The sequence below is a fragment of the Reyranella sp. genome (assembly GCF_965279465.1).
Classification (GTDB): Bacteria; Pseudomonadota; Alphaproteobacteria; order Reyranellales; family Reyranellaceae; genus Reyranella.
This window is the reverse complement of the sequence record NZ_OZ257242.1, coordinates 4701070-4720560: the sequence shown is the minus strand read 5'-3', so window position 1 is coordinate 4720560 and position 19491 is coordinate 4701070. Positions and strand designations below refer to the sequence as shown.

The window sequence follows — 19491 nt, the reverse complement described above, 5'->3', positions numbered from 1 at the left end:
TGGTACACGCCGCCGCCCCATGCTTCACATCACCGACCTCTCCTTTCGCCACGGCGAGCGCGTCCTGTTCGACCGCGCCGGCACGGCCTTCTCCGATGGCTGGAAGGTCGGGCTCGTCGGCCGCAACGGCGCGGGCAAATCCACGCTCCTGAAGCTGATCCAGGGCCAGCTCGAGGCCGATTCCGGCACCATCAACCTGATGGGCCGCACCAAGATCGGCTCGGTGCCGCAGGACCCGCCGGGCGGCGATATCAGCGTGCTCGACGCCGTGCTGGCCGCCGACGTCGAGCGCACCGCGTTGCTGGCCGAGGCCGAGACCTCGCAGGACGGCTTGCGGCTGGCCGAGATCCACATGCGGCTCGACGAGATCAACGCTGCCTCCGCCCCGTCCCGCGCCGCCTCGATCCTGAACGGCCTGGGCTTCGACAACGACAAGCAGGCCCGGCCGTGCGGCGAATTCTCCGGCGGCTGGCGCATGCGCGTGGCGCTGGCCGGCACGCTGTTCAGCGATCCCGACCTTTTGATCCTCGACGAGCCGTCGAACCATCTCGACCTCGAGGCGATGCTCTGGCTGACCGACCATCTGCAGAAGTTCCGCAACACGCTGCTGATGGTCAGCCACGATCGCGACCTGCTGAACGACGTGTGCGACCACATCGTCCACATCGAGAACGAGAAGCTGGTCGCCTATACCGGCAACTACGACTTCTTCGAGCGGACCCGAGCCGAGCGGATGGCCAATGACGCTGCCCAGCAAGCGCGGATCGCCGCGCAGCGCAAGCACATGCAGGCCTTCGTCGACCGCTTCAAGGCGAAGGCGAGCAAGGCGCGACAGGCCCAGTCGCGCATGAAGATGATCGAGAAGCTCGGGCCGGTGGCTTCGGTGCCGATCGACGAGAAGATCAACTTCAACTTCCCCTCGCCCGACCTGCTGGCCTCGCCGATCGAGACGCTCGACCAGGTTTCGGTCGGTTATCCGAACGGCCCGCTGGTGCTGCGCGGCCTCGACCTGCGCATCGACATGGAAGACCGCATCGCGCTGCTCGGCCAGAACGGCAACGGCAAGTCGACCTTCATCCGCCTGATCTCGCAGCGGCTCGAGCCGCGTGAGGGCAAGGTGAAGAAGACGCCGAAGCTCAGGGTCGGCTACTTCTCGCAGGACCAGGAAGAGAGCCTCGATTTCGAGGCGACGCCGTTCGACCACATGGCCCTCGCGCTCGGGGCAGGCACGCCCGAGCCCAAGGTGCGCGCCCAGCTCGGCCGCTTCGGCTTCTCGCGCGACCGCGCCAACCTCAAGGTCGGCGTGATGTCGGGCGGCGAGAAGACGCGCCTGCTGCTCGCGCTCGCCACCCGCACCGCACCGCACATGCTGCTGCTCGACGAGCCGACCAACCATCTCGACATGGATGCGCGCGAGTCGCTGATCGAGGCGATCAACGACTTCGAGGGTGCCGTCGTGCTGGTGAGCCACGACACGCATCTGGTGAAGATGGTTGCCGACCAGCTCTGGCTGGTCGCCGGCGGCACGGTGAAGCCGTTCGAGGGCGACATCGACGAATACCAGGCCAAGCTCCTGCGCGAGCGCAGCAACCGCCCGGCCAAGGAAGGCAAGGGCAAGAAGGACAAGAAGCAGAAGGCGGCAGCGCAGGCCCCTGCTCCCGTTGCCCTCGAAAAGCCCAAGCGCGGCCCGCTGAAACGCGCGCTGGAAGAGGCCGAGAAGGCGATTGCCAAATTGACGAAGGAGCGTGCCGTCCTCGAAGCCAGGCTCGCCGATCCGGCAACCTGGTCAGGCCCGCCGGGGGTCGCCGCCGACCTCCAGAAGGAAAAGGTTCGCCTCGAACGTGAGCTCGCCCACGCCGAGCACCAATGGCTCACCGCGCAGGAGGCCCTCGAGGCGGCTTAGCGCGCAGGAATGCGCGCCGTCCAAAGACGATGGGGCCGGCACGCGTGGCCGGGCGGTCAGATCACAAGACTTCCGGCGGCGAACGCCAGCACAAGGAAGACAACGAAGATCGTTATCGCGATGAAGAACAGGATCTTGGCGATCGTTCGCGTACCGGCGGCCACGTTCGTGAAGCCGAAGAACCCCGCAACGAGCGAGATCAGGAAGAAGATGAGCGCCCATTTCAGCATGTCGTCAGCCTCCTTTCGCGCGCTCGGCGAGGGTCCGGGCGCGCGCTAACGCCTCCTGGCATCCCTTCTCGTCTCCGCGCTCGGCCTGCGCCCGCGCCGCAACCAAAGCCGCCTGCAGGCCTGAGAGCTCGGCTTGCGGCCCGTCCTGCTGCTTCCGGGAGGTTACGTCGGGAACCGTCGGCATCGGATAGTGCTTGTCCGGTGCGGGGGTAATGATCGATTTGTCCTGCACCGGGGGAGGTGCGATGACACCGCCGGACCTGGCGAGATCCTGTGTCCTGACATCCCCCTTGCCGCCCGGAGCGGCGGTCGGCGGGTTGGTTTTCATACTGTGCTGACTAGCGAGAGCACGAACCTGCTCCATGCAACTTTCTGCCGCCGCGGCAGGTTGTCCGCTCGAGAGCAGCGCGACGAGCCCGATCGCCGCGGCGCCGAGAGGCAAGGTTCTTTGTTCGGCCATCGCAGGACGCCCTTCCCTTTCGAAGTCAACGTCCCGACGAGAAATGCGTTGCAAAGGCTGCACACGAGGTACTTTGATCGTCGTCCCGAGAGCTTGTGAAAAATTCGACGTCGCGACTCAATGACGATCTCGCCACCCACTTACCTCACCCTGAGGAGCGCAGCGCAGCGGAGCGTCTCGAAGGGTGGCAACGCGTAAAACCTCGATAAAATGCCGAGATCGCAGCACTTTCCGCGCGTCCTTCGCGTCGCCATCCTTCGAGACGCTGCGCTCCTCTCCATGAACTCATGGGTTTCGGTGTTAAAAACCGGCTGGGGATTGGGGTCAGGGGGGACTGGCCTGGATAGGGACGAGTTTCTGGCCGAACTGTTTGGCGAGCTTGCGGAGGAGGCTTTGCCTGGTGTCGAGGACCTGTGCCTCATAGTGTGCGAGCCCCTTTTCGACGTAGTCCATGCCGTGGACCATGACGCGCCAGAAGAGGCGGGCGAGCTTGTTCGCCAGGGCCTTGTTGGCGACCAGGCCGCCGCGACGCGCCGCCATGCGTCGGTAGAAGCCGCCGAGGGCGATATCCTTGCTGCGTGCCAGGGCGCGGGCCATTACGCAGAAGATCTGCCCGGCGCGGTTGCGGCGGCGCTTGACCGTGCTTCTGCGCTTGCCGCTCTGGGCGCTGCCCGGCGCCAGCCCGGTCCATGACGAGAAGTGCCTGTCGGTCGGCCACTTGGTCAGATCCGTGCCGACCTCCCCGATAAGCTGCAGGACCGTATATTCGGTGTGGGCAGGCAGCGTGGTCGGGTCCTTGCCGGCGCACATGTGCCGGAGCAGGTCGCGCAGGTTGGGAATGTCCGGCGCATTCACCCCGGGCCGGGTCCGCTTCGCCGGCTTTTCCACCGCGTCCGGCGGCCCCTCGCCCCCCGGCATCTGCGCCAGGACGGCCTCGATCCTGCGGTCGCAGTCGGCGATTTGCGCCTGGTAATGGTCCCAGCTCGCAACCGCCTGCCCGAGCGCAAACAGATGCTCGTCGGCCCACTTGCCGCGCAACGATTGCACGACCCGCTCGGCCTTGGCCTTGCGGATCCGCACGTTGCACAGCCCCAGCAGCGCCTCGGCATCGCGCTCGCCGGCAAGGATGGCGCGCACCACCGCAAGACCGCTCACACCCGTCAGCGAGCTGATCACGTCGTGCAGCTTGATATTCATCCGCTCCAGCGCCTTCTGCATGTGCTGCACATGCCCGCCCGCTGCCGCGATATGCTCCCCACGCAGACGCAGATAGTCCTGCAGACGACGAACATGCGCCGGCGGAACGAACCCCGCCCGCAGCAAGCCATGGGCGTGCAGGGTCGAGCCCCACTGGCTGTCGTGCATGTCGCTCTTGCGGCCCGGAAGATGGCGCGTCTGACGACCATCGACCATCCGGACATCGAGCCCGGCGGCCTCCAGGACGCTGTAGAGCGGCAACCAGTACACGCCGGTCGCTTCCATCGCCACCGAGCGGACCTGGTGCTCGACCAGATAGTCGCGCAGCGCCTCCAGCTGCGAGGTCACCGTGCCGAACACCCGAGGCGGACCCCCGCCGATCGAAACATGCATCTTCTCGCTGCCGACATCGACAAACGCCGCGCGAGGATCAAGCACAGGCAACGCGATCATTCCCTCCTCCACGTCCGTTACAGGTGCGGAGCCTCGTCGAAAGCCCGATCGCGTCTAAAGTTACAAACCTCTCCAACGGGAAGCTCAAGGCTCGCCAAAATGCGCAACAGTCCGCGATCGGTGCCAACCTCAGGATCGGGTACAGCACACCAAAGGATTGTCGGCTATTCTGCTCCCAACAAGACTCCGCACCACACGATAGCCAGTTCATGGTCCGTGCGCAGCGCCAACTGGCGCTGACGGCTCAGGATGAGGCGGGAGGGTTGCCAGACCGGTCATTTCACCGCTGGCCAATAAATTCACAAACTCTGAGCGCAGCGAAGGACCTCGCGCCGGCAACAGACGCGGTGGTCGTTCGGCTAGGTCTTCGCTGCGCTCAGGACGACAGCGAGAGCTACTCCGCCGCAGCCGGCACTGAGCGCGTGCCGGAGGCCTGGCGGATCACGGTGACCAGCGTCGCGTTCGCCAAATAGAGCCCGATCGCGATCCAGAACATCGTCGCCGGATGGCCGAGGTTCATCGCCTGGCCGAACACCAGCGGTGCCAGGAACGAGCCGATATCGAGGCCCGAATAGACGAAGCCATAGACCTTGCCCGAAGCGCCCGGCGGCGTCGCCTGGCGCACGATCATGTCGCGCGACGGATTGGTCGTGCCGCCCGCGAAGCCGGCACCGAACAGCAGGAACGGCAGGAGCGCCGGTGTCACCGAGAGCATCGCGATCGGAACCGTGAAGGCCGCCGCCCCGACCAGACCGATCGCCGCCACCCTCTCATGATGGCTCATGCGATCGGCGAAATAGCCGCCGAGCAGCATGCCGCTCGCCGAGCCGACCACGAACACGATCAGGCAGAACGCCGCGTAGCCCTGGGTCACGCCGAACATCGACTGGAAGGCCGGCACGGCGAACTGCTGGATGCCGACGGTGTTCGCCGCGACCAATGCAAAGAAGACGAGACAGAGCAGGATCGTCGGCTGCATGAACAGCGACCATGGCGAGGGGCCGCCCGCCGCTGCCGCGCGCGCCTTGACGCGATGGTCGATCAGCGAGTCGCGATGTCCCCAAACCAGCACCGACAGCACGAGGCCGGGAATGGCGCCGAGCAGCGCGGTATTCACCGGGCCGACAGCGCCGTCGAGAAAGTACATCGCCGGCCCCGCCGCCCAGCCCAGCGAGCCGCCGAGACCATGGATGCTGAAGGCGCGTCCCAGGCGCTTCTGGTCGATCGAGGCATTGAGCAGCGCGAAATCGGCGGGATGAAACACGGAATTGCCGAGACCACCCAACACCGCGATGGCCGCAAAGCCTGCGAAGGAATGCACGACTGAGAACAACCCCAGCGAGACGCCCAGCGCCAGCAGGCCGCCGGCCAGGATAGGCCGCGCGCCGAAGCGATCGACGGCAAAGCCCGCCGCGGTCTGGCCAAAGCCCGATACGGCGTAGAACAGGGCGCCGAGAAAGCCGACCTGCTCGAAGCTCAGGCCGATGCGATCGCGGACGATCAGCAGCATGGTGACGAAGGCGAGCTGGTAATAATGGCTGGAGCCGTGGGCCACGCCGATCAGGGCCATCACCCGGGCATCGCGCCCGACCCGAACACTTGCTGTTGCTGGCATTAATTCCTCTCCGACGCATGGCATCCTAGACCAACCGCAGGTCGAACGGCGTGCAAATGCGCCACAAGAGCCATGCACGCCCGGTGTATGCTTACGCCATGAGCGGATTCACACCTGAGCAGATCGCCCTGCGGGACATGACACGCGCATTTGTGCAGCGCGAAGTGATCCCGTTTGCGCCTGCATGGGACCGCGAGGAAACAGTGCCGCTGGACACCGTTCTGAAGCTCGGCGCACTCGGCCTGTTCGGTGTCTGTGCGCCTACCGACTTCGATGGCGCCGGCGCCGATTTCCTCGCCTACATGCTGATGACCGAGGAACTCGCGTACGGCGATGCCGGCATCTGCAACATGGTCAATGCCGCCAACTCGTTCGGCGCCAAGGTCCGGGATTCAGGGACGCCTGACCAGAAGGAGCGCTTCCTGCGTCCGGTCGCGGGCGGCAAGGCATTGGGCTGTCTGTTGATGACCGAGCCGCATGCCGGCTCCGACGCGGCGGCGATGCGAACCCGCGCCGTGCGCCATGGCGACACATACGTGTTGAACGGTGCCAAGTGCTTCATCACCTCCGGGCGCTCGGCGGAGTATGCGGTGATCTTCGCGGTCACCGAACCCGACGCGGGCAAGCGCGGCCTCTCCGCCTTCCTGACCCGCACCGACCGGCCGGGCTATCGCGTCGTGCGGCTCGAGACCAAGCTGGGGCATCGCAGCAACGATACCTGCCAGATCGCGCTCGAAGACCTCGAGGTGCCGGCGGCGGACCGGCTCGGCCAGCCCGGCGACGGGCTGCGCATCGCGCTCGCCGCAATGGACAGCACACGGGTCGCGGCGGCGGCGCAGGCGATCGGTGTGGCACGGGCGGCACACGACGCGGCACTCGCCTACGCGCGCGAGCGCGAGGCTTTCGGCAAGCCGATCATCGAGCACCAGGCGATCGCCTTCCGTCTTGCCGAGATGGCGACCGAGATCGAGGTCGCGCGCCAGATGTGCCATCACGTGGCGCGGCTCAAGATGGCGGGCGTACGCTGTGTGAAGGAAGCGTCGATGGCCAAGCTGTTCGCCTCGCAGATGAGCGAGCGTGTCTGCTCGGCCGCGATCCAGATCCACGGCGGCTACGGCTATGTCGCCGACTTCCCGGTCGAAAAATTTTACCGCGACGCGCGGGTCTTCCAGATCTATGACGGCACCAACGAAGTGCAGAAGATCCTGATCTCGCGCGAGCTGGCGGCAGGACGGTAAGAGGAGGAAACATATGAAGGCGCTGACGCGTGAGCAGGTGGAATCCTATCGTCACGACGGATTCCTGTCGCCCTTCACTGCCCTAACCGCCGACGAAACGGCCTCGTGCCTGGCCGGGCTCGGGCGCTACGAGCAATGGCTCGGCAGTCCGGTGCCGAAGGCCGACATGCATTGGCGGTCGCTCACCCATGCGTGCCTGCCCTTCTATGCCGATCTCGCCCGCAATCCGCGCATCCTCGACGTGGTCGAGGACCTGATCGGTCCGGACATCCTGGTGTGGACCAGCACCTTCTTCATCAAGGAAGCTGCGTCGCCGACCTTCGCCGCCTGGCATCAGGACTCGACCTACTTCGGCCTCGACCCCTACGAGCAGGTGACGGCCTGGGTCGCGCTGACCGACGCCAGCCAGGATGCCGGCTGCATCGAAGTGCTGTCGGCGCACGGCAGGCCGCGCCAGATGCGGCACGTCCCGAAGAAGCTCGCCAACAGCATCAACCGCACCGGTCAGACGATCACCGAACCGCTCGACGAATCGGACGTGCGCGCGATGCCGCTGAAGGCCGGCCAGTTCTCGCTGCATCACACGCTTTGCGTCCACCGCTCGGCACCGAACAACACGCCGCAGCGCCGGGTCGGGCTCGGCATCAACTACATCCCGGCGCACGTGAAGACGACCGGCACACGCCGGATGCCGGCGCTGTTGGTGCGCGGCACCGATCGGTACGGACATTTCGAACTCTACGAGCCGCCGGTGAACGAACTGGGCGAGACGGAGCTCGCGACGCACGACCGTGTCTACAGCGCCTACGCTGAAAACTATCGCGAGCAGGTTCGCCGACACGAGGAAGCGTTCGCTGTAGCGTAGAGATTCATGTTCCTCTCCCCGCTGGGAGGAGAGGAGAAAGATGGGGAGGGGAAACAGATGACATCGATCCGCAGACGCACCGCCTTGCTCGCCGCGCTGGCTGCACCGTTTGCCGCCCGCAACGCCCGCGCCGCCGACTACCCTACCCGCCCGATCCGCCTGATCGTCCCCTACGCGCCCGGCGGCGGCGCCGACGCGGTCGCGCGCATCATCGCCAAGCTCGCGGGCGACAGCATGGGCCAGTCGATCGTGGTCGAGAACAAGGGCGGCGCCGGCTCGATCGTCGGGACCGACCTGGTCGCGAAGTCCAGCCCTGACGGCTACACGCTGCTGCTCGGCCAGTCCGGTCCGATCTCGATCAATCCGGTCGTCTACAAGAGCCTGCCGTACGATCCGGCGAAGGAGCTGACGCCGGTCACCATGACCAACTCCTATCCGTACGTGCTGGTGATCAATCCCAAGCTCGGCGTCACGACGCTCAAGGACTTCGTGGCGCTCGCCAAGGCGCAGGCCGGTGCCTTCAACTACGGCACCACGGGCGTCGGCGCCGCCAATCACCTGATGAGCGAGCTGTTCTGCGCCAAGGCTGGCGTGAGGATGACCCACATCCCCTATCGCGGCACCGCGCTCGCGGTCGCCGATTGCGTCTCCGGACAGGTGACGATGGTGTTCGGCGATCCGGTCAGCGTGCTGCCGCACATCAATGCGGGCACCTTGCGCGCGATCGCTGTCTCGAGCCCGAAGCGCTCGCCGGTGACGCCGACCGTCCCCACCATGGCCGAGAGCGGCTATCCCGATGTCGAGGCGGTGGCATGGCACGGTATCTTCGTGCCGGCGCGCACCCCGCAGGACATCGTCGACAAGCTCAACGTCGAGATCGTGAAGGCGCTGGCCAATCCCGAGATCAAGGACCTGCTCAGCAAGCAGGCCATGTCGCCCGTCGGCAGCACGCAGGCGGAGTTCGCGGCCTTCCTCAAGAAGGATATCGCGACCTGGAAGGACGTCGCCGCGCTCGCCAAGGTCAGCGTGGAATAAGAAGGGCCGTGAGGCGGAAAGCATCCGCCGCACGGCCTTGCTCATTCATGCTTTTGGGGACCGCTCGGTGCTAGCGGTAAGGATTCCTGTCGTTCCGGTCGACGGCGCGGGGAACGCCGTCATGATCCCTGTCCTGCAGCTGGCGATTGTCGAAGCGGTCGTAACGATTCGGCACGCCGTCGCGGTCCTTGTCCCATGCTTGCTGGCGGTTGTCGTGCGGTCGTACGGATTCGGCACGCCGTCGTGGTCTTTGTCGCCCCAGGCTCGCGGGCGATTGTTGTTCTGCGGGTCGACTACGTTGGGAACGCCGTCGCGGTCCCGATCGCCCCACGCACCACCGCGCGGCGGAACCTGCGCCTCGGCAGAAGTGATGATGACCGGCGTAACGGCAACTCCAGCCGCGATGGCTAGGATGGCAAGGGCAATCGGGTGCTTCATGAGGGGCTCCATGGTTGGTGACCGAAAGAACATTCCTTCGCCTCCAACGTCGGTTCGGGCCTAAAGGTGGCGGCGCATTTCCTCGCAACCGACAGCAGCTCCCACCCGTTGCAGCGAGACGATCATCCAAATGGCGGAGGGACCCAGATGCCCGCGAACAAGCATGCACGTGCCAAGTTGAACGATCTGAACGAGAAACTGCTCGGCGCCAAGAAAGCAGCCAATTCGGACGGAGCGGGCTCTTTGGCCGAGGCCGACCTCAAGTTGCTCGAGCAGGAAGTCGTGGCCGAGAAACTCAAGGCCAAACGACCGGAACCGGCGGCCAAAGCTCCAACGTCCGTCGACGGCAAGCTCGACAAGGCGCTCAACGACAGCTTCCCCGGCAGCGATCCGGTGTCCTTCGTCCAGGCTGCACCGATCAAGGATGGCGACCGTGCGCTGCCCACCGTCCCGGACAAGGATCCGAACGAAAAGACTTGAAATGAAAGGTCGCTCGCTGCGCAGGAACGACACCATCGTTGCCCTCACGCGCAGCGAGGGACCTTTTTTCTGTTTCTTCAATCAATCGCCACGGGCAAGACCACTCCTAGGCCCACGATTTGCCGAGCGGGCTATGCGTTCGGATCACCGGCGTTGGGGAAGAACAGCTGCTGGCCGTTGATCCTGTAGGCAGCGATATCGCCCTGCCCTTCGGCCGACACCAGCCAGTCGATGAACTGCTGACCGAGATCCTTCTTCACATGCGGGTGCCTGGCTGGATTGACAAGCATTACGCCGTACTGGTTGAACAGACGCTTGTCGCCCTGCATGACGATATCGAGCACGCCCTTGTTCTTGAATGAGAGCCAGGTGCCGCGGTCTGCGAGCACGTAAGCGTAGGACGCGGAGGCCGTGTTGAGCGCGGCGCCCATGCCCTGCCCGATCGATTTGTACCAGCTGCTCCGGGCGTCGGCGATATCGATGCCGGCCTCTTTCCAGAGCTTGACCTCGGCGACATGCGTGCCCGAGCGGTCGCCGCGGGAGATGAACGGCAGCTCCCTGTCCTTGATCATCCGCAACGCCGCGAGGATGTCCTTTGACTGGCCGACGCCCGCCGGATCGGTGCGCGGGCCGACCAGGACGAAGTCGTTGTACATCACGGGATAGCGCTTCACGCCGAAGCCCTCGGCGAGGAACTTGTCCTCCTCCGACCTGGCATGCACGAAGACAACGTCGGCATCGCCGCGCCGCGCCGTGTCGAGCGCCTGGCCGGTGCCGAGCGCTACCACCTTCACGTCGATGCCGGTGCGCGCCTTGAACAGCGGCAGCAGATGGCCGAACAGGCCGGAGTCCTGGGTCGAGGTCGTCGAGGCGACGATGATGGATTTTTCCTGGGCCAGCGCCGGCACGCCGAGCGCGAGCGTAGCGAGCAGGCCGATCAGCGACCGTCGGATCATCATACGAGCAGCTCCCCTGCCAAGAACTTGCGCGCCTCAGTAGTGCGCGGTGCATCGAAGAAGGTTGGCGCCGCGGCGGCTTCGACGACCCGGCCACGATGCAGCAGAACGACCTCGCCCGCCAGCCGCCGCGCCTCGCCGAGATCGTGGGTCGACATCACCACCTTGATGCCGCGCGCGCTGACGGCGCGGATCACGTCCTCGATCGCCTTGGTCGAGGCCGGATCGAGGCTGGCGGTCGGCTCGTCGAGGAACAGGACCTTCGGATCGCGCGCCAGGGCGCGGGCCAGCGCCAGCCGCTGCTGCTCGCCGGACGACAGCCGCCGCGCCGGACGATCGGCGGCATGCGCCAGGCCCACGACCTCGAGCAGCTCGCGCGCGCGGTCGGCGCCGACCGACGCGTAGCGGACGTTCGCCGCGGCGCTGCGGCGCAACATCGTCGGGCGCTGGAACACGATCGCCCGCCGCGGTTCGCCCTGCCACACGATCCGGCCCGAGGTCGGCTGCAGCAGGCCCATGGCGGCGCGCAGCACCGTCGTCTTGCCCGCACCGTTGGGCCCGATCAGCACAGTCGGCGCGCCTGGCAGGATGGCGAGCGTCAGGCGATCCAGCACGTTCACGGGGCCGATCGAGACTGTGACCTCCTCGAAACGGATCATCCCGCCAGCCGTTCGGCGGCACGGCGAAAGGCCCAGGCGAGCGCGTTGACGATCACCACGATCGCGATCAGCACCAGGCCGAGCCCGATCGCCAACGGCAGGTTGCCCTTGGAGGTCTCGAGCGCGATTGCGGTGGTCATGGTGCGGGTGAAGCCCTCGATATTGCCGCCGACGATGATCACCGCGCCGACTTCCGCCGCTGCGCGCCCGAAGCCTGCCAGCAACGCGGTGATCAGGCTGAAACGCGCGTCCCACACCAGCGTCGCAACGCGGCGCAGCGGGCCGACCTCCAGGGCGGTGAGCTCGTCGCGGTACTCGAGCCACAGGTCCTCGATCGTCTGGCGCGACAGGGCGGCGACGATCGGCGTCACCAGGATGGTCTGTGCGATCACCATCGCCTGCGGCGTGAACAGGATGCCCCACGAGCCGAGCGGCCCGGAGCGCGACAGCGCGAGATAGACGACAAGCCCGACCACCACCGGCGGCAAACCCATCATCGCATTCAGCAGCACGATGACCGCATCGCGGCCGCGAAAGCTCGACAACGCGATCCAGGCTCCCAGCGGAATGCCGATCGCGGCGGCAGCGAAGGCCGCCGACAAGCTGACGATCAGGGCAAGCTGCACGATCGCGAACAGCGCCGAATCGCCCGTCAGGACAAGGTCGAGGGCGGAGACATTGTCGGGCATCGGCGCGACTTCTTGCAGATGGTGCGCTGAGGGTCAATTTGGCTGGCCCGAACTCGTCATGCTCTTCCGGATCGCGAGCGTCTCGCTCGCTCATGCGCATGAGCGAGCGAGACGCTCGCGATCCGGAAGAGCATGACCACGGCAAGGCAAGAATTGACTACGTCCTCGCCGAATTTGTTCTAGTCTCCCCCCGCCACGAAAGGGGAAACGTCATGAAGCGCTGGAAGCATCGTCCCGAGGGTTCGACGTGGGGCGATTGGGGCGACGACGATCAGCTCGGCCGCTTGAATCTCATCACGCCGAAGAAGGTGCTGGAAGGCATCGCCGAGGTGAAGGAAGGACTCTCGTTCTGCCTCAGCCTGCCGCTCGACCTGCCCGGCGGCAACGTGCTGAATTCGCGCCGCCTGCCGCCCGTGCTGTCACCGACCGGCGACGAGAACGGTTGGCGCTTCAACTTCCTGACCAACACGCTCAACCCGTTGTTCCAGGACGTGGCAAGCGACGACCGCGTGATCCTGACGCTGCAATACTCGACCCAATGGGACACGCTCGCCCATGTCGGCGGCCTGTTCGACGCCGACGGCGACGGTGTCCCCGAGGCGCTGTACTACAACGGATTCAAGGCCGGCTCCGACGTGGTCGGCCCGCAGACCGATGCCGGCCGCGACGGCTGCGGCCATCTCTCCTACGCCCACAAGCTCGGCGTCGAGAACATGGCAGCCAAGGCGATCCAGGGCCGCGCCGTGATGGTCGACCTCGAGAAGCACTACGGCCGCGACCACAAGTATGTGAGCTACGACGACTTCAAGCGCGTGCTCGATGCCGACAAGGTGGTGGTCGAGCCGGGCGACATGCTGTTGCTCTACACCGGCTTCACCGACGAGATCGTGAAGATGGACAAGAAGGTCGACCCGGCACGCGCGCATGCGATGTGCTGCGTGCTCGACGGGCGCGACAAGCGGCTGCTGCAGTGGATCACCGACAGCCAGATCTCGGCGCTGATCGCGGACAACTACGGCGTCGAGGCCGTGCCGGCGAAGCCCGGGCCGGACGATGCCGGGCATCCGTCGCTGCCGATCCACAATCACTGCCTGTTCAAGCTCGGCCTCAATCTCGGCGAGATCTGGTGGCTCAAGGACCTGGCATTGTGGCTGCGCGACAGGAAGCGCTCGCGCTTCCTGCTGACCGCGCCGCCGCTGCGCCTGCCCGGCGCCGTCGGCTCGCCCGCGACGCCGGTCGCGACGGTCTAGCAGCCGAATGGACAGCGCTTTCACGGCCCTGGTCGCGGACGCGCTCGGCACAACGCCGTTCCGGTTGCTCGATGTCGGCTGCTCGGGCGGGCTCGATCCGCGCTGGCGGGCGTTCGGGCAACGGCTGCAGGCGATCGGCATCGATGCCAGCCGCGCCGAATGCGCGCGGCTCGCCAAGGCGGAGACCCTGCCCGGCGTCGAATACGTGCCGGTTTTCGTGGCCGGCGTTGCCGGCCGGCCGGTCGACCTCGTGCGCGGCCAGGCCTCGCCGCTGATCATGGCGATCCGCGAGCGGCTGAGCTTCATGCGCACGCGCGAGATCCGCGCCGCGCGGCTGGCCAGGGCCGAGATTGAGGAGCAACTGCGCCACAATGCGTGGGAAATGACCGAACTCGCCGACAGCACGAAGCCGGTCGCGGTGGCCGAGCTGCTGGCGTCACGCGGCTGGACGGAGTTCGACTATCTCAAAATCGACATCGACGGCTCGGACTTCGAGGTGCTGCAGACGCTCGACGGCCGCCTGAAGCACGCCGGCGTGCTGGGCGTGCAGCTCGAGGTGAATTTCGTCGGCTCCGACGCTCCGAGCGAGCACGCCTTCCACAACACCGACCGCTTCATGCGCAAGCAGGGCTACGAGCTGTTCCGGCTCGACGTGCGCAACTACTCCTCGCGCGCCCTGCCCGCCCGCTATGTCTGGCCGACCCCGGCCGAGACGCTGACCGGCCGGCCGTTCCAGGGCGAGGCCTACTACGGCCGCGACATCGACGCCGCCGGCTTCGACGTGCCGAAGCTGCTCAAGCTCGCGGCGATCCATGAGGCGTGGGGCGTGCCCGACTTGGCCGCCGAGCTGCTGCTCGCGCGCCGCGCGGACGTGGCGGACAGCATCGACATAGACAAGGCCCTCGACCTGCTCGCCGCCGCGGCCCAGCCTGATCGCACGCGCAAGCTTGACTATCGCAGCTACATGCGGAGCTTCGAGGCCGATTCACCTTCCTTCTACCGCCGCGAGGGCGATTACACGCTGGGCGAACGGCTGGCCGCCGCGTGGGCCGCGTTCAGGTTCCCGCGCCGCTGAGTCCCCCGGAAACTCCGCGAAGTACTTCCCGGGGTTTCCGGGGCACGCTCCGGCCTACGACGCTTTCCTGCTCCTCTCGGGAGACGCCTCGCGGGGGGACGCCTGTCGCGCACGCCTACCCGCAGGCGATCGCAAATCGTCGCTATTTGACCTGTCCGCGCTTGTACATCCATTGGTTGTATATCAAAGTACATGTCTCTCCGGGACAACCCACGGGGAATTTCCGGGGTCAGGGACAGGAATGTCGTGAACAGATCGAAGCCGATCGCACGATCGGCAAGCGCGATGACCAGGGAGGGCGATATGGCAAGCAAAAAGACGAAATCTGCCAAATCAACTCGAGCGAAAGCGGCTGGACCGGATCGCACGCCGGGAGCCTCTTTCAAAGGACCGAAGAGAGACGAGCCGGCGTTCGCCAAGCCTTCGATGTTGAGGTTGATGGACATTGGCGCAAAGGCGGCGGCTCCCAAGGCGATCGGCGCGAAAGCCGCCAACACAGTGATCTACATCCACGGCATCGGGAACAAGCCGATCGCCTCCATCCTCAAGTGCCAGTGGGACACGGCGCTCTTCGGCACCGAGCTCGGCGACAGGAGCCGCATGGCCTACTGGGTCAACCGCCAGTTCTATCCCGAGCCCCTGAAGGCAAGCTGCGCGTCGGGTGACAAGGTGGCGCTGGAGGACGAAGAAGCAACCACAAGGGCGATTCTGGGCATCACCGGCGAGCAGGGCGGCGACGAGCAGGTACTGTCGAGGGAGATTGGCGTCCTCGCGAAAGGCGACCAGCAGCGCGCGGCCTTCCTGCGTTCCATCGCAAACACGATGACGCAGAAAGCCGAAACGGCTCAGGCCGCCTTCGCCGCGCAGGACGTCGCCGCCAAGATCCTGCCCCTGCCGGCATTCCTGCGGAGATTGATCACGCGCAGCCTGACGCGCGTGCTGCTCCGCGACGTGAACGACTTTCTGTTCGACGGCGAGCGCCGGGATTCGATGGAGAAATCGCTGCTCGACCGTCTGATGGCCGGCGGCGGTCCCTTCGTCATCATCGCTCATAGCCAAGGCTCGATGATCGCCTATGACGTGTTGCGGCGGCTTCAGAAGGAGCAAATCGAGGTCCCGCTCTTCCTGACGATCGGCTCGCCGCTCGGCATCGCCGAGGTCCAGGATGTCATCCGGCAGTGGACCGGAGGCGGCCTTCCGTTTCCGCCGTGCGTGGAGCGTTGGGTCAATATCGCCGACCGTCTTGATCCGGTCGCTATCGACAGCACCCTTGCCAACGATTTCGGCGCCGATATCGAAGACAGGCAGGTAGTGAACCTCGACTCCCCGCGCCATCCACATTCGGGGACGGGATACCTGCAAACCAAGCTCCTCCGCGATGTGGTCAGGGAAACGGTCGGCACAGGCTTCCAGCAAGCCATCGCCCCCTTTGCGATCGCAAAGGATCTGGTGGCAGACCTCGAGGATGGCTTGCGCGACAAGCGTCACGAAGTGCTCATCCAGCTCTCCGACGCGCCGGGCACGGCCCCGGCCGACCGGCTCACGCATGCGAAGGCGGTCGAGCAGGTCAGCGAGCGGATCAAGGATATCGTGACTGCGAGCGGCGCCAAACCGGATGACGCAAGGATCGAGCCTCTCCGCCATTTCGTGGCGGCCGAGCTGACCCGGCTCGAGGTGGAGGCGCTGCGCTCCCACTACGCCGATCTCCAGATGAAGGGAGTCTGGAGGAATGCGGTCAAGCGCACGCTCATCAACCAGTCGACCCATACCGTGCAGGCGCGGCCAGCCAATATCGGTTACGGTGCGGACGGCAAGGGGATCGCATGGGCCATCCTGGATACCGGCATACGCGCCGACCATCCGCATTTCGCCGAATACCAGAACGTGATCGAGCAGTGGGATTGCACCCGGACTGGCGCGCCCAGCCGCCTGACGCCCGGCATGCCCGGGTTCGATGTGCTCGATGGTAACGGGCACGGAACGCACGTTGCGGCCACCGTCGCCGGGATGATGAAGATCGGAAATGCGAAGGACAGCGTCGTGCTCGCCGGCATGGCGCCCCGCACCTCTCTTTATGGATTCAAGGTCCTCGCGGACGATGGCACCGGCAGGGATAGCTGGATCATAAAGGCGCTCGACAAGATCGCGGAGATCAACGAGGCCTCGAGCCGACTCCAGATCCAGGGTGTCAATCTGAGCCTGGGGGGAGGATTCGATCCCAGCGTGTTCGGTTGCGGGCATACTCCGCTATGCGAAGAGCTGCGACGTCTCTGGAGGCAGGGCGTGATCGTTTGTCTCGCCGCCGGCAACGAAGGCTATGCGGTGCTGTCTTCCGCCAACGGCGACATCCAGGCGAACCTCGACCTGTCGATCGGCGATCCGGCAAATCTCGATGAAGCGATCGCCGTCGGTTCCGTCCACAAGACGAATCCCCACACCTACGGCATCTCGTACTTCTCCTCACGCGGGCCGACCGCGGATGGCCGGCAGAAGCCGGACGTCGTTGCGCCGGGAGAAAACATCGTCTCGGCGCGTCACGACTGGAAGGAGGCTCTGGCGGCAGGAGCGGGAGCGATCACGATCGACAACCATTATGTGGAAATGAGCGGGACAAGCATGGCCACGCCTCACGTGTCCGGCCTGCTCGCGGCATTTCTTTCGCTCAGGCGGGAGTTCATCGGCTATCCCGACCGCGTGAAGAAGATGCTGCTGGATGGCTGCGTCGACCTCAAGCGAGACCCCAACATGCAGGGATCTGGTCTTCCCAATCTCATCAAGATGCTGGCATTGAACTGACGCCGCAAAGCCGAGCATGCAAGGGGCGACTGCCCTTCGTGTCCCGGAAACCCCGCGAAGTACTTCCCGGGGTTCCGGGGCACCCGTGCAGACGCTTAAGCCTTCTTCTCCCAACCCCCAGTAGCGGTCTGCTGCCAGTAGGCGAGCGTGTGGCCGGCCGCCTTGTAGGCCTTCCAGCGTTCGCGGCTGTCGGCCACTGCCGTGTCGTCGCGGCCGTCGAACAGCTCGAAGCAGCGCCTGTAGTCGGCGATCCGGTCCGATCGTGCGCGGTCGGCGACGAATAGGAAGGCGGCGCCGTTGGGGTTCTCGTCGAGATGCGTCAGCCACACGGGTTGGCGGTCGGCCTCGCCGTCGCGTGCCGAGCCGTGCGGCAGGAAGCTGTCCTGGTCGTAGGTCCAGAGATGCGTGGCGAGCACATCGACCCTCTCGGGCGAGCCCAGCATCACCACCGCGCGCTCGCCCGCCTGCAGGGTCTTGACCAGCAGGCGGGGCAGCGCCTCCTCGAGCGACGACCTGGTCAGGTGATAGAAATTGACCTCGGTCGCCACGCGGTCACTTCTCGTAGTTGTCGGCGATCAGCCGGTCGAGCAGGCGCACGCCGTAGGCCGTCGCGCCCTTGGGCGTGGTCTCGTTGCCCTTGCTCGACCATGCCATGCCGGCGATGTCGAGATGGGCCCATGCGACACCGTCCTTGACGAAGCGCTGCAGGAACTGGGCCGCCGTGATCGAGCCGCCGTCGCGGCCGCCGCCGACGTTCTTCATGTCGGCAATTTCCGAATCGATCAGCTTGTCGTACTTGGGGCCAAGCGGCATGCGCCACAGCTTCTCGCCGATCTCCGAGCCGGCCTTGCGCAGCTTGTCCGAGAGCGGCGTGTCGTTGCTGAACAGGCCGGCCCGCTCATGCCCCAGCGCGACGATGATCGCGCCGGTCAGCGTCGAGAGCTCGACCATCGCCTGCGGCTTGTACTTCTCCTGCACGTACCACATGGCGTCGCACAGGATCAGCCGGCCCTCGGCATCGGTGTTGATGATCTCGACGGTCTGCCCCGACAGGCTCTTCACCACGTCGCCCGGCCGCGTCGCGTTGCCGTCTGGCATGTTCTCGACGAGCGCACAGATGCCGATCACGTTGGCCTTCGCCTTGCGCGCCGCGAGGAGCCGCATCGCGCCTGTCACCGCGCCCGCGCCGCCCATGTCCCACTTCATGTCTTCCATGCCGCCGGCGGGCTTGATCGAGATGCCGCCGGTATCGAAGGTCACGCCCTTGCCGATCAGGGCGACGGGGGCCTGGCTCTTGGGGCCGTTCATCCAGCTCATGATCAGGAGCTGCGACTCGCGCACGCTGCCCTGGCCGACGGCGAGCAGCACATTGAGGCCGAGCTTCTTCATCGCCGCCTCGCCCAGCACCTCGACCTTGAGGCCGACCTTGGTGAGTGCCTTGGCACGGCGCGCGAACTCGGCGGGATAGAGCACGTTGGCCGGCTCGCTCACCAGGTCGCGCGTGAAGAACACCGAATCGACCACCGGTGCGAGAGCGGCGTAGGCTTTTTTCGCGTCGGCGGTGCCGGCGACCACGATCGTGAGCCGCTCGAGCGAATTCTTCTGCTCGGGCTTGTCCTTGGTCTTGTACTTGTCGAAACGGTAGCCGCGCAGCTGGGCGCCCAGGGCGATATGCGCCGCGACCTCGGCCGGCGAGACCTTGCTGCCCTTGACGGCATCGACCACGACCGTGGCGGCCTTCTGCCCCGCCGCGTTGGCGTCGGCGGCGACCAGCCCGCCCAGCGCCTCGGCGGCGCGCGCATCGAGCTCGGACTCCTTGCCGACACCGAGCAGCAACAGCCGCGAGAAATCCGCCTGGCCGAGCACCGGAAGTGTCTGGTTCTTGGCGCCGGTGAAGCGGCCCGCCTCGATCGCGCGCACGACGGCGCCGCGCAGCGTCCTGTCGATCGCCTTGGCGCTTGCCTGAAGCTGCTTGTCGGCGCCCACGAACACCGCAACATTGCCGGAGAACGCCTTCGGAAAGGCGGAAAATTCCACTTTCATTCAAGTCCCTCGCTTTTGCCGGAGTTTTCGCCCCTGCGGCGGTAGGGCGCAAGGCGCGAATTGCATCGCGGCGGCCCGGACAGTATCAGTACCGGCCCTCAAAACGGGA

General features: G+C 65.9%; 18 protein-coding genes. 8 read left to right on the top strand and 10 right to left on the bottom strand.

Annotation, left to right across the window (positions count from 1 at the left end; translation table 11 throughout):
* Positions 1-19 precede the first annotated feature (19 nt).
* Positions 20-1903, top strand: coding sequence for an ABC-F family ATP-binding cassette domain-containing protein (locus tag ACQY8M_RS22880; RefSeq protein ID WP_428660146.1), 1884 nt, complete (start codon positions 20-22; stop codon positions 1901-1903).
* Positions 1904-1959: 56 nt separating this feature from the next.
* On the opposite strand, the gene ACQY8M_RS22875 is transcribed toward ACQY8M_RS22880, so the two are convergent.
* From ACQY8M_RS22875 to ACQY8M_RS22860, 4 genes are all read right to left on the bottom strand, one after another.
* Positions 1960-2133, bottom strand: a complete 174-nt coding sequence (locus ACQY8M_RS22875; RefSeq protein ID WP_428660143.1) for a DUF1328 domain-containing protein — start codon at positions 2131-2133, stop codon at positions 1960-1962.
* A 4-nt stretch (positions 2134-2137) separates the two neighbouring features.
* The gene (locus ACQY8M_RS22870; RefSeq protein WP_428660140.1) at positions 2138-2593 is read right to left on the bottom strand and encodes a hypothetical protein; all 456 of its coding nucleotides are present in this window, start codon (positions 2591-2593) and stop codon (positions 2138-2140) included.
* A 324-nt stretch (positions 2594-2917) separates the two neighbouring features.
* A complete protein-coding gene (locus ACQY8M_RS22865) occupies positions 2918-4243 on the bottom strand; it encodes an IS110 family transposase (RefSeq protein ID WP_428660137.1) in 1326 nt (441 codons plus the stop codon).
* A 394-nt stretch (positions 4244-4637) separates the two neighbouring features.
* Complete coding sequence (locus ACQY8M_RS22860; RefSeq protein WP_428660135.1) at positions 4638-5858, bottom strand: MFS transporter; 1221 nt, start codon at positions 5856-5858, stop codon at positions 4638-4640.
* A gap of 98 nt (positions 5859-5956) precedes the next feature.
* Here ACQY8M_RS22860 and ACQY8M_RS22855 point away from each other — a divergent pair, with 98 nt between their 5' ends.
* From ACQY8M_RS22855 to ACQY8M_RS22845, 3 genes are read left to right on the top strand one after another with little or no spacing between them, the layout of a single operon-like run.
* A complete protein-coding gene (locus ACQY8M_RS22855; RefSeq protein ID WP_428660133.1) occupies positions 5957-7096 on the top strand; it encodes an acyl-CoA dehydrogenase family protein in 1140 nt (379 codons plus the stop codon).
* A gap of 13 nt (positions 7097-7109) precedes the next feature.
* A complete protein-coding gene (locus ACQY8M_RS22850) occupies positions 7110-7961 on the top strand; it encodes a phytanoyl-CoA dioxygenase family protein (RefSeq protein WP_428660130.1) in 852 nt (283 codons plus the stop codon).
* Positions 7962-8018: 57 nt separating this feature from the next.
* A complete protein-coding gene (locus ACQY8M_RS22845; protein ID WP_428660128.1) occupies positions 8019-8996 on the top strand; it encodes a Bug family tripartite tricarboxylate transporter substrate binding protein in 978 nt (325 codons plus the stop codon).
* 45 nt (positions 8997-9041) lie between these two features.
* Here ACQY8M_RS22845 and ACQY8M_RS22840 read toward each other — a convergent pair whose 3' ends face one another.
* Positions 9042-9434, bottom strand: coding sequence for a hypothetical protein (locus tag ACQY8M_RS22840; protein WP_428660125.1), 393 nt, complete (start codon positions 9432-9434; stop codon positions 9042-9044).
* A 66-nt stretch (positions 9435-9500) separates the two neighbouring features.
* Between ACQY8M_RS22840 and ACQY8M_RS22835 the strand changes: the two genes are divergently transcribed.
* A complete protein-coding gene (locus tag ACQY8M_RS22835) occupies positions 9501-9914 on the top strand; it encodes a hypothetical protein (protein ID WP_428660122.1) in 414 nt (137 codons plus the stop codon).
* A gap of 131 nt (positions 9915-10045) precedes the next feature.
* On the opposite strand, the gene ACQY8M_RS22830 is transcribed toward ACQY8M_RS22835, so the two are convergent.
* From ACQY8M_RS22830 to ACQY8M_RS22820, 3 genes are read right to left on the bottom strand one after another with little or no spacing between them, the layout of a single operon-like run.
* Positions 10046-10873 carry a substrate-binding domain-containing protein gene (locus tag ACQY8M_RS22830; protein WP_428660119.1) on the bottom strand — a complete coding sequence of 276 codons (828 nt, stop codon included), beginning with the start codon at positions 10871-10873 and terminating at the stop codon, positions 10046-10048.
* The gene (locus ACQY8M_RS22825; RefSeq protein WP_428660116.1) at positions 10870-11529 is read right to left on the bottom strand and encodes an ATP-binding cassette domain-containing protein; all 660 of its coding nucleotides are present in this window, start codon (positions 11527-11529) and stop codon (positions 10870-10872) included. The genes ACQY8M_RS22830 and ACQY8M_RS22825 overlap by 4 nt, the downstream gene beginning before the upstream one ends.
* A complete protein-coding gene (locus tag ACQY8M_RS22820) occupies positions 11526-12218 on the bottom strand; it encodes an ABC transporter permease (protein ID WP_428660113.1) in 693 nt (230 codons plus the stop codon). Before ACQY8M_RS22820 ends, ACQY8M_RS22825 begins: the two co-directional genes overlap by 4 nt.
* Before the next feature lie 212 nt (positions 12219-12430).
* On the opposite strand from ACQY8M_RS22820, the gene ACQY8M_RS22815 reads away from it, so the two are divergent.
* From ACQY8M_RS22815 to ACQY8M_RS22805, 3 genes are all read left to right on the top strand, one after another.
* Complete coding sequence (locus ACQY8M_RS22815) at positions 12431-13468, top strand: cyclase family protein (protein ID WP_428660110.1); 1038 nt, start codon at positions 12431-12433, stop codon at positions 13466-13468.
* 7 nt (positions 13469-13475) lie between these two features.
* Positions 13476-14543: an FkbM family methyltransferase gene (locus ACQY8M_RS22810; protein ID WP_428660107.1), complete on the top strand. Its 1068-nt coding sequence runs from the start codon at positions 13476-13478 to the stop codon at positions 14541-14543.
* Between the two features lie 303 nt (positions 14544-14846).
* Positions 14847-17339, top strand: a complete 2493-nt coding sequence (locus ACQY8M_RS22805; RefSeq protein ID WP_428660104.1) for a S8 family serine peptidase — start codon at positions 14847-14849, stop codon at positions 17337-17339.
* Positions 17340-17434: 95 nt separating this feature from the next.
* Here ACQY8M_RS22805 and ACQY8M_RS22800 read toward each other — a convergent pair whose 3' ends face one another.
* Together ACQY8M_RS22800 and ACQY8M_RS22795 are read right to left on the bottom strand one after the other, a co-directional pair.
* Entirely contained in the window at positions 17435-17887 is a 453-nt protein-coding gene (locus ACQY8M_RS22800) for a DNA polymerase III subunit chi (protein ID WP_428660101.1), read from the bottom strand.
* 4 nt (positions 17888-17891) lie between these two features.
* Positions 17892-19382 carry a leucyl aminopeptidase gene (locus tag ACQY8M_RS22795; protein ID WP_428660098.1) on the bottom strand — a complete coding sequence of 497 codons (1491 nt, stop codon included), beginning with the start codon at positions 19380-19382 and terminating at the stop codon, positions 17892-17894.
* Between the last annotated feature and the right edge of the window lie 109 nt (positions 19383-19491).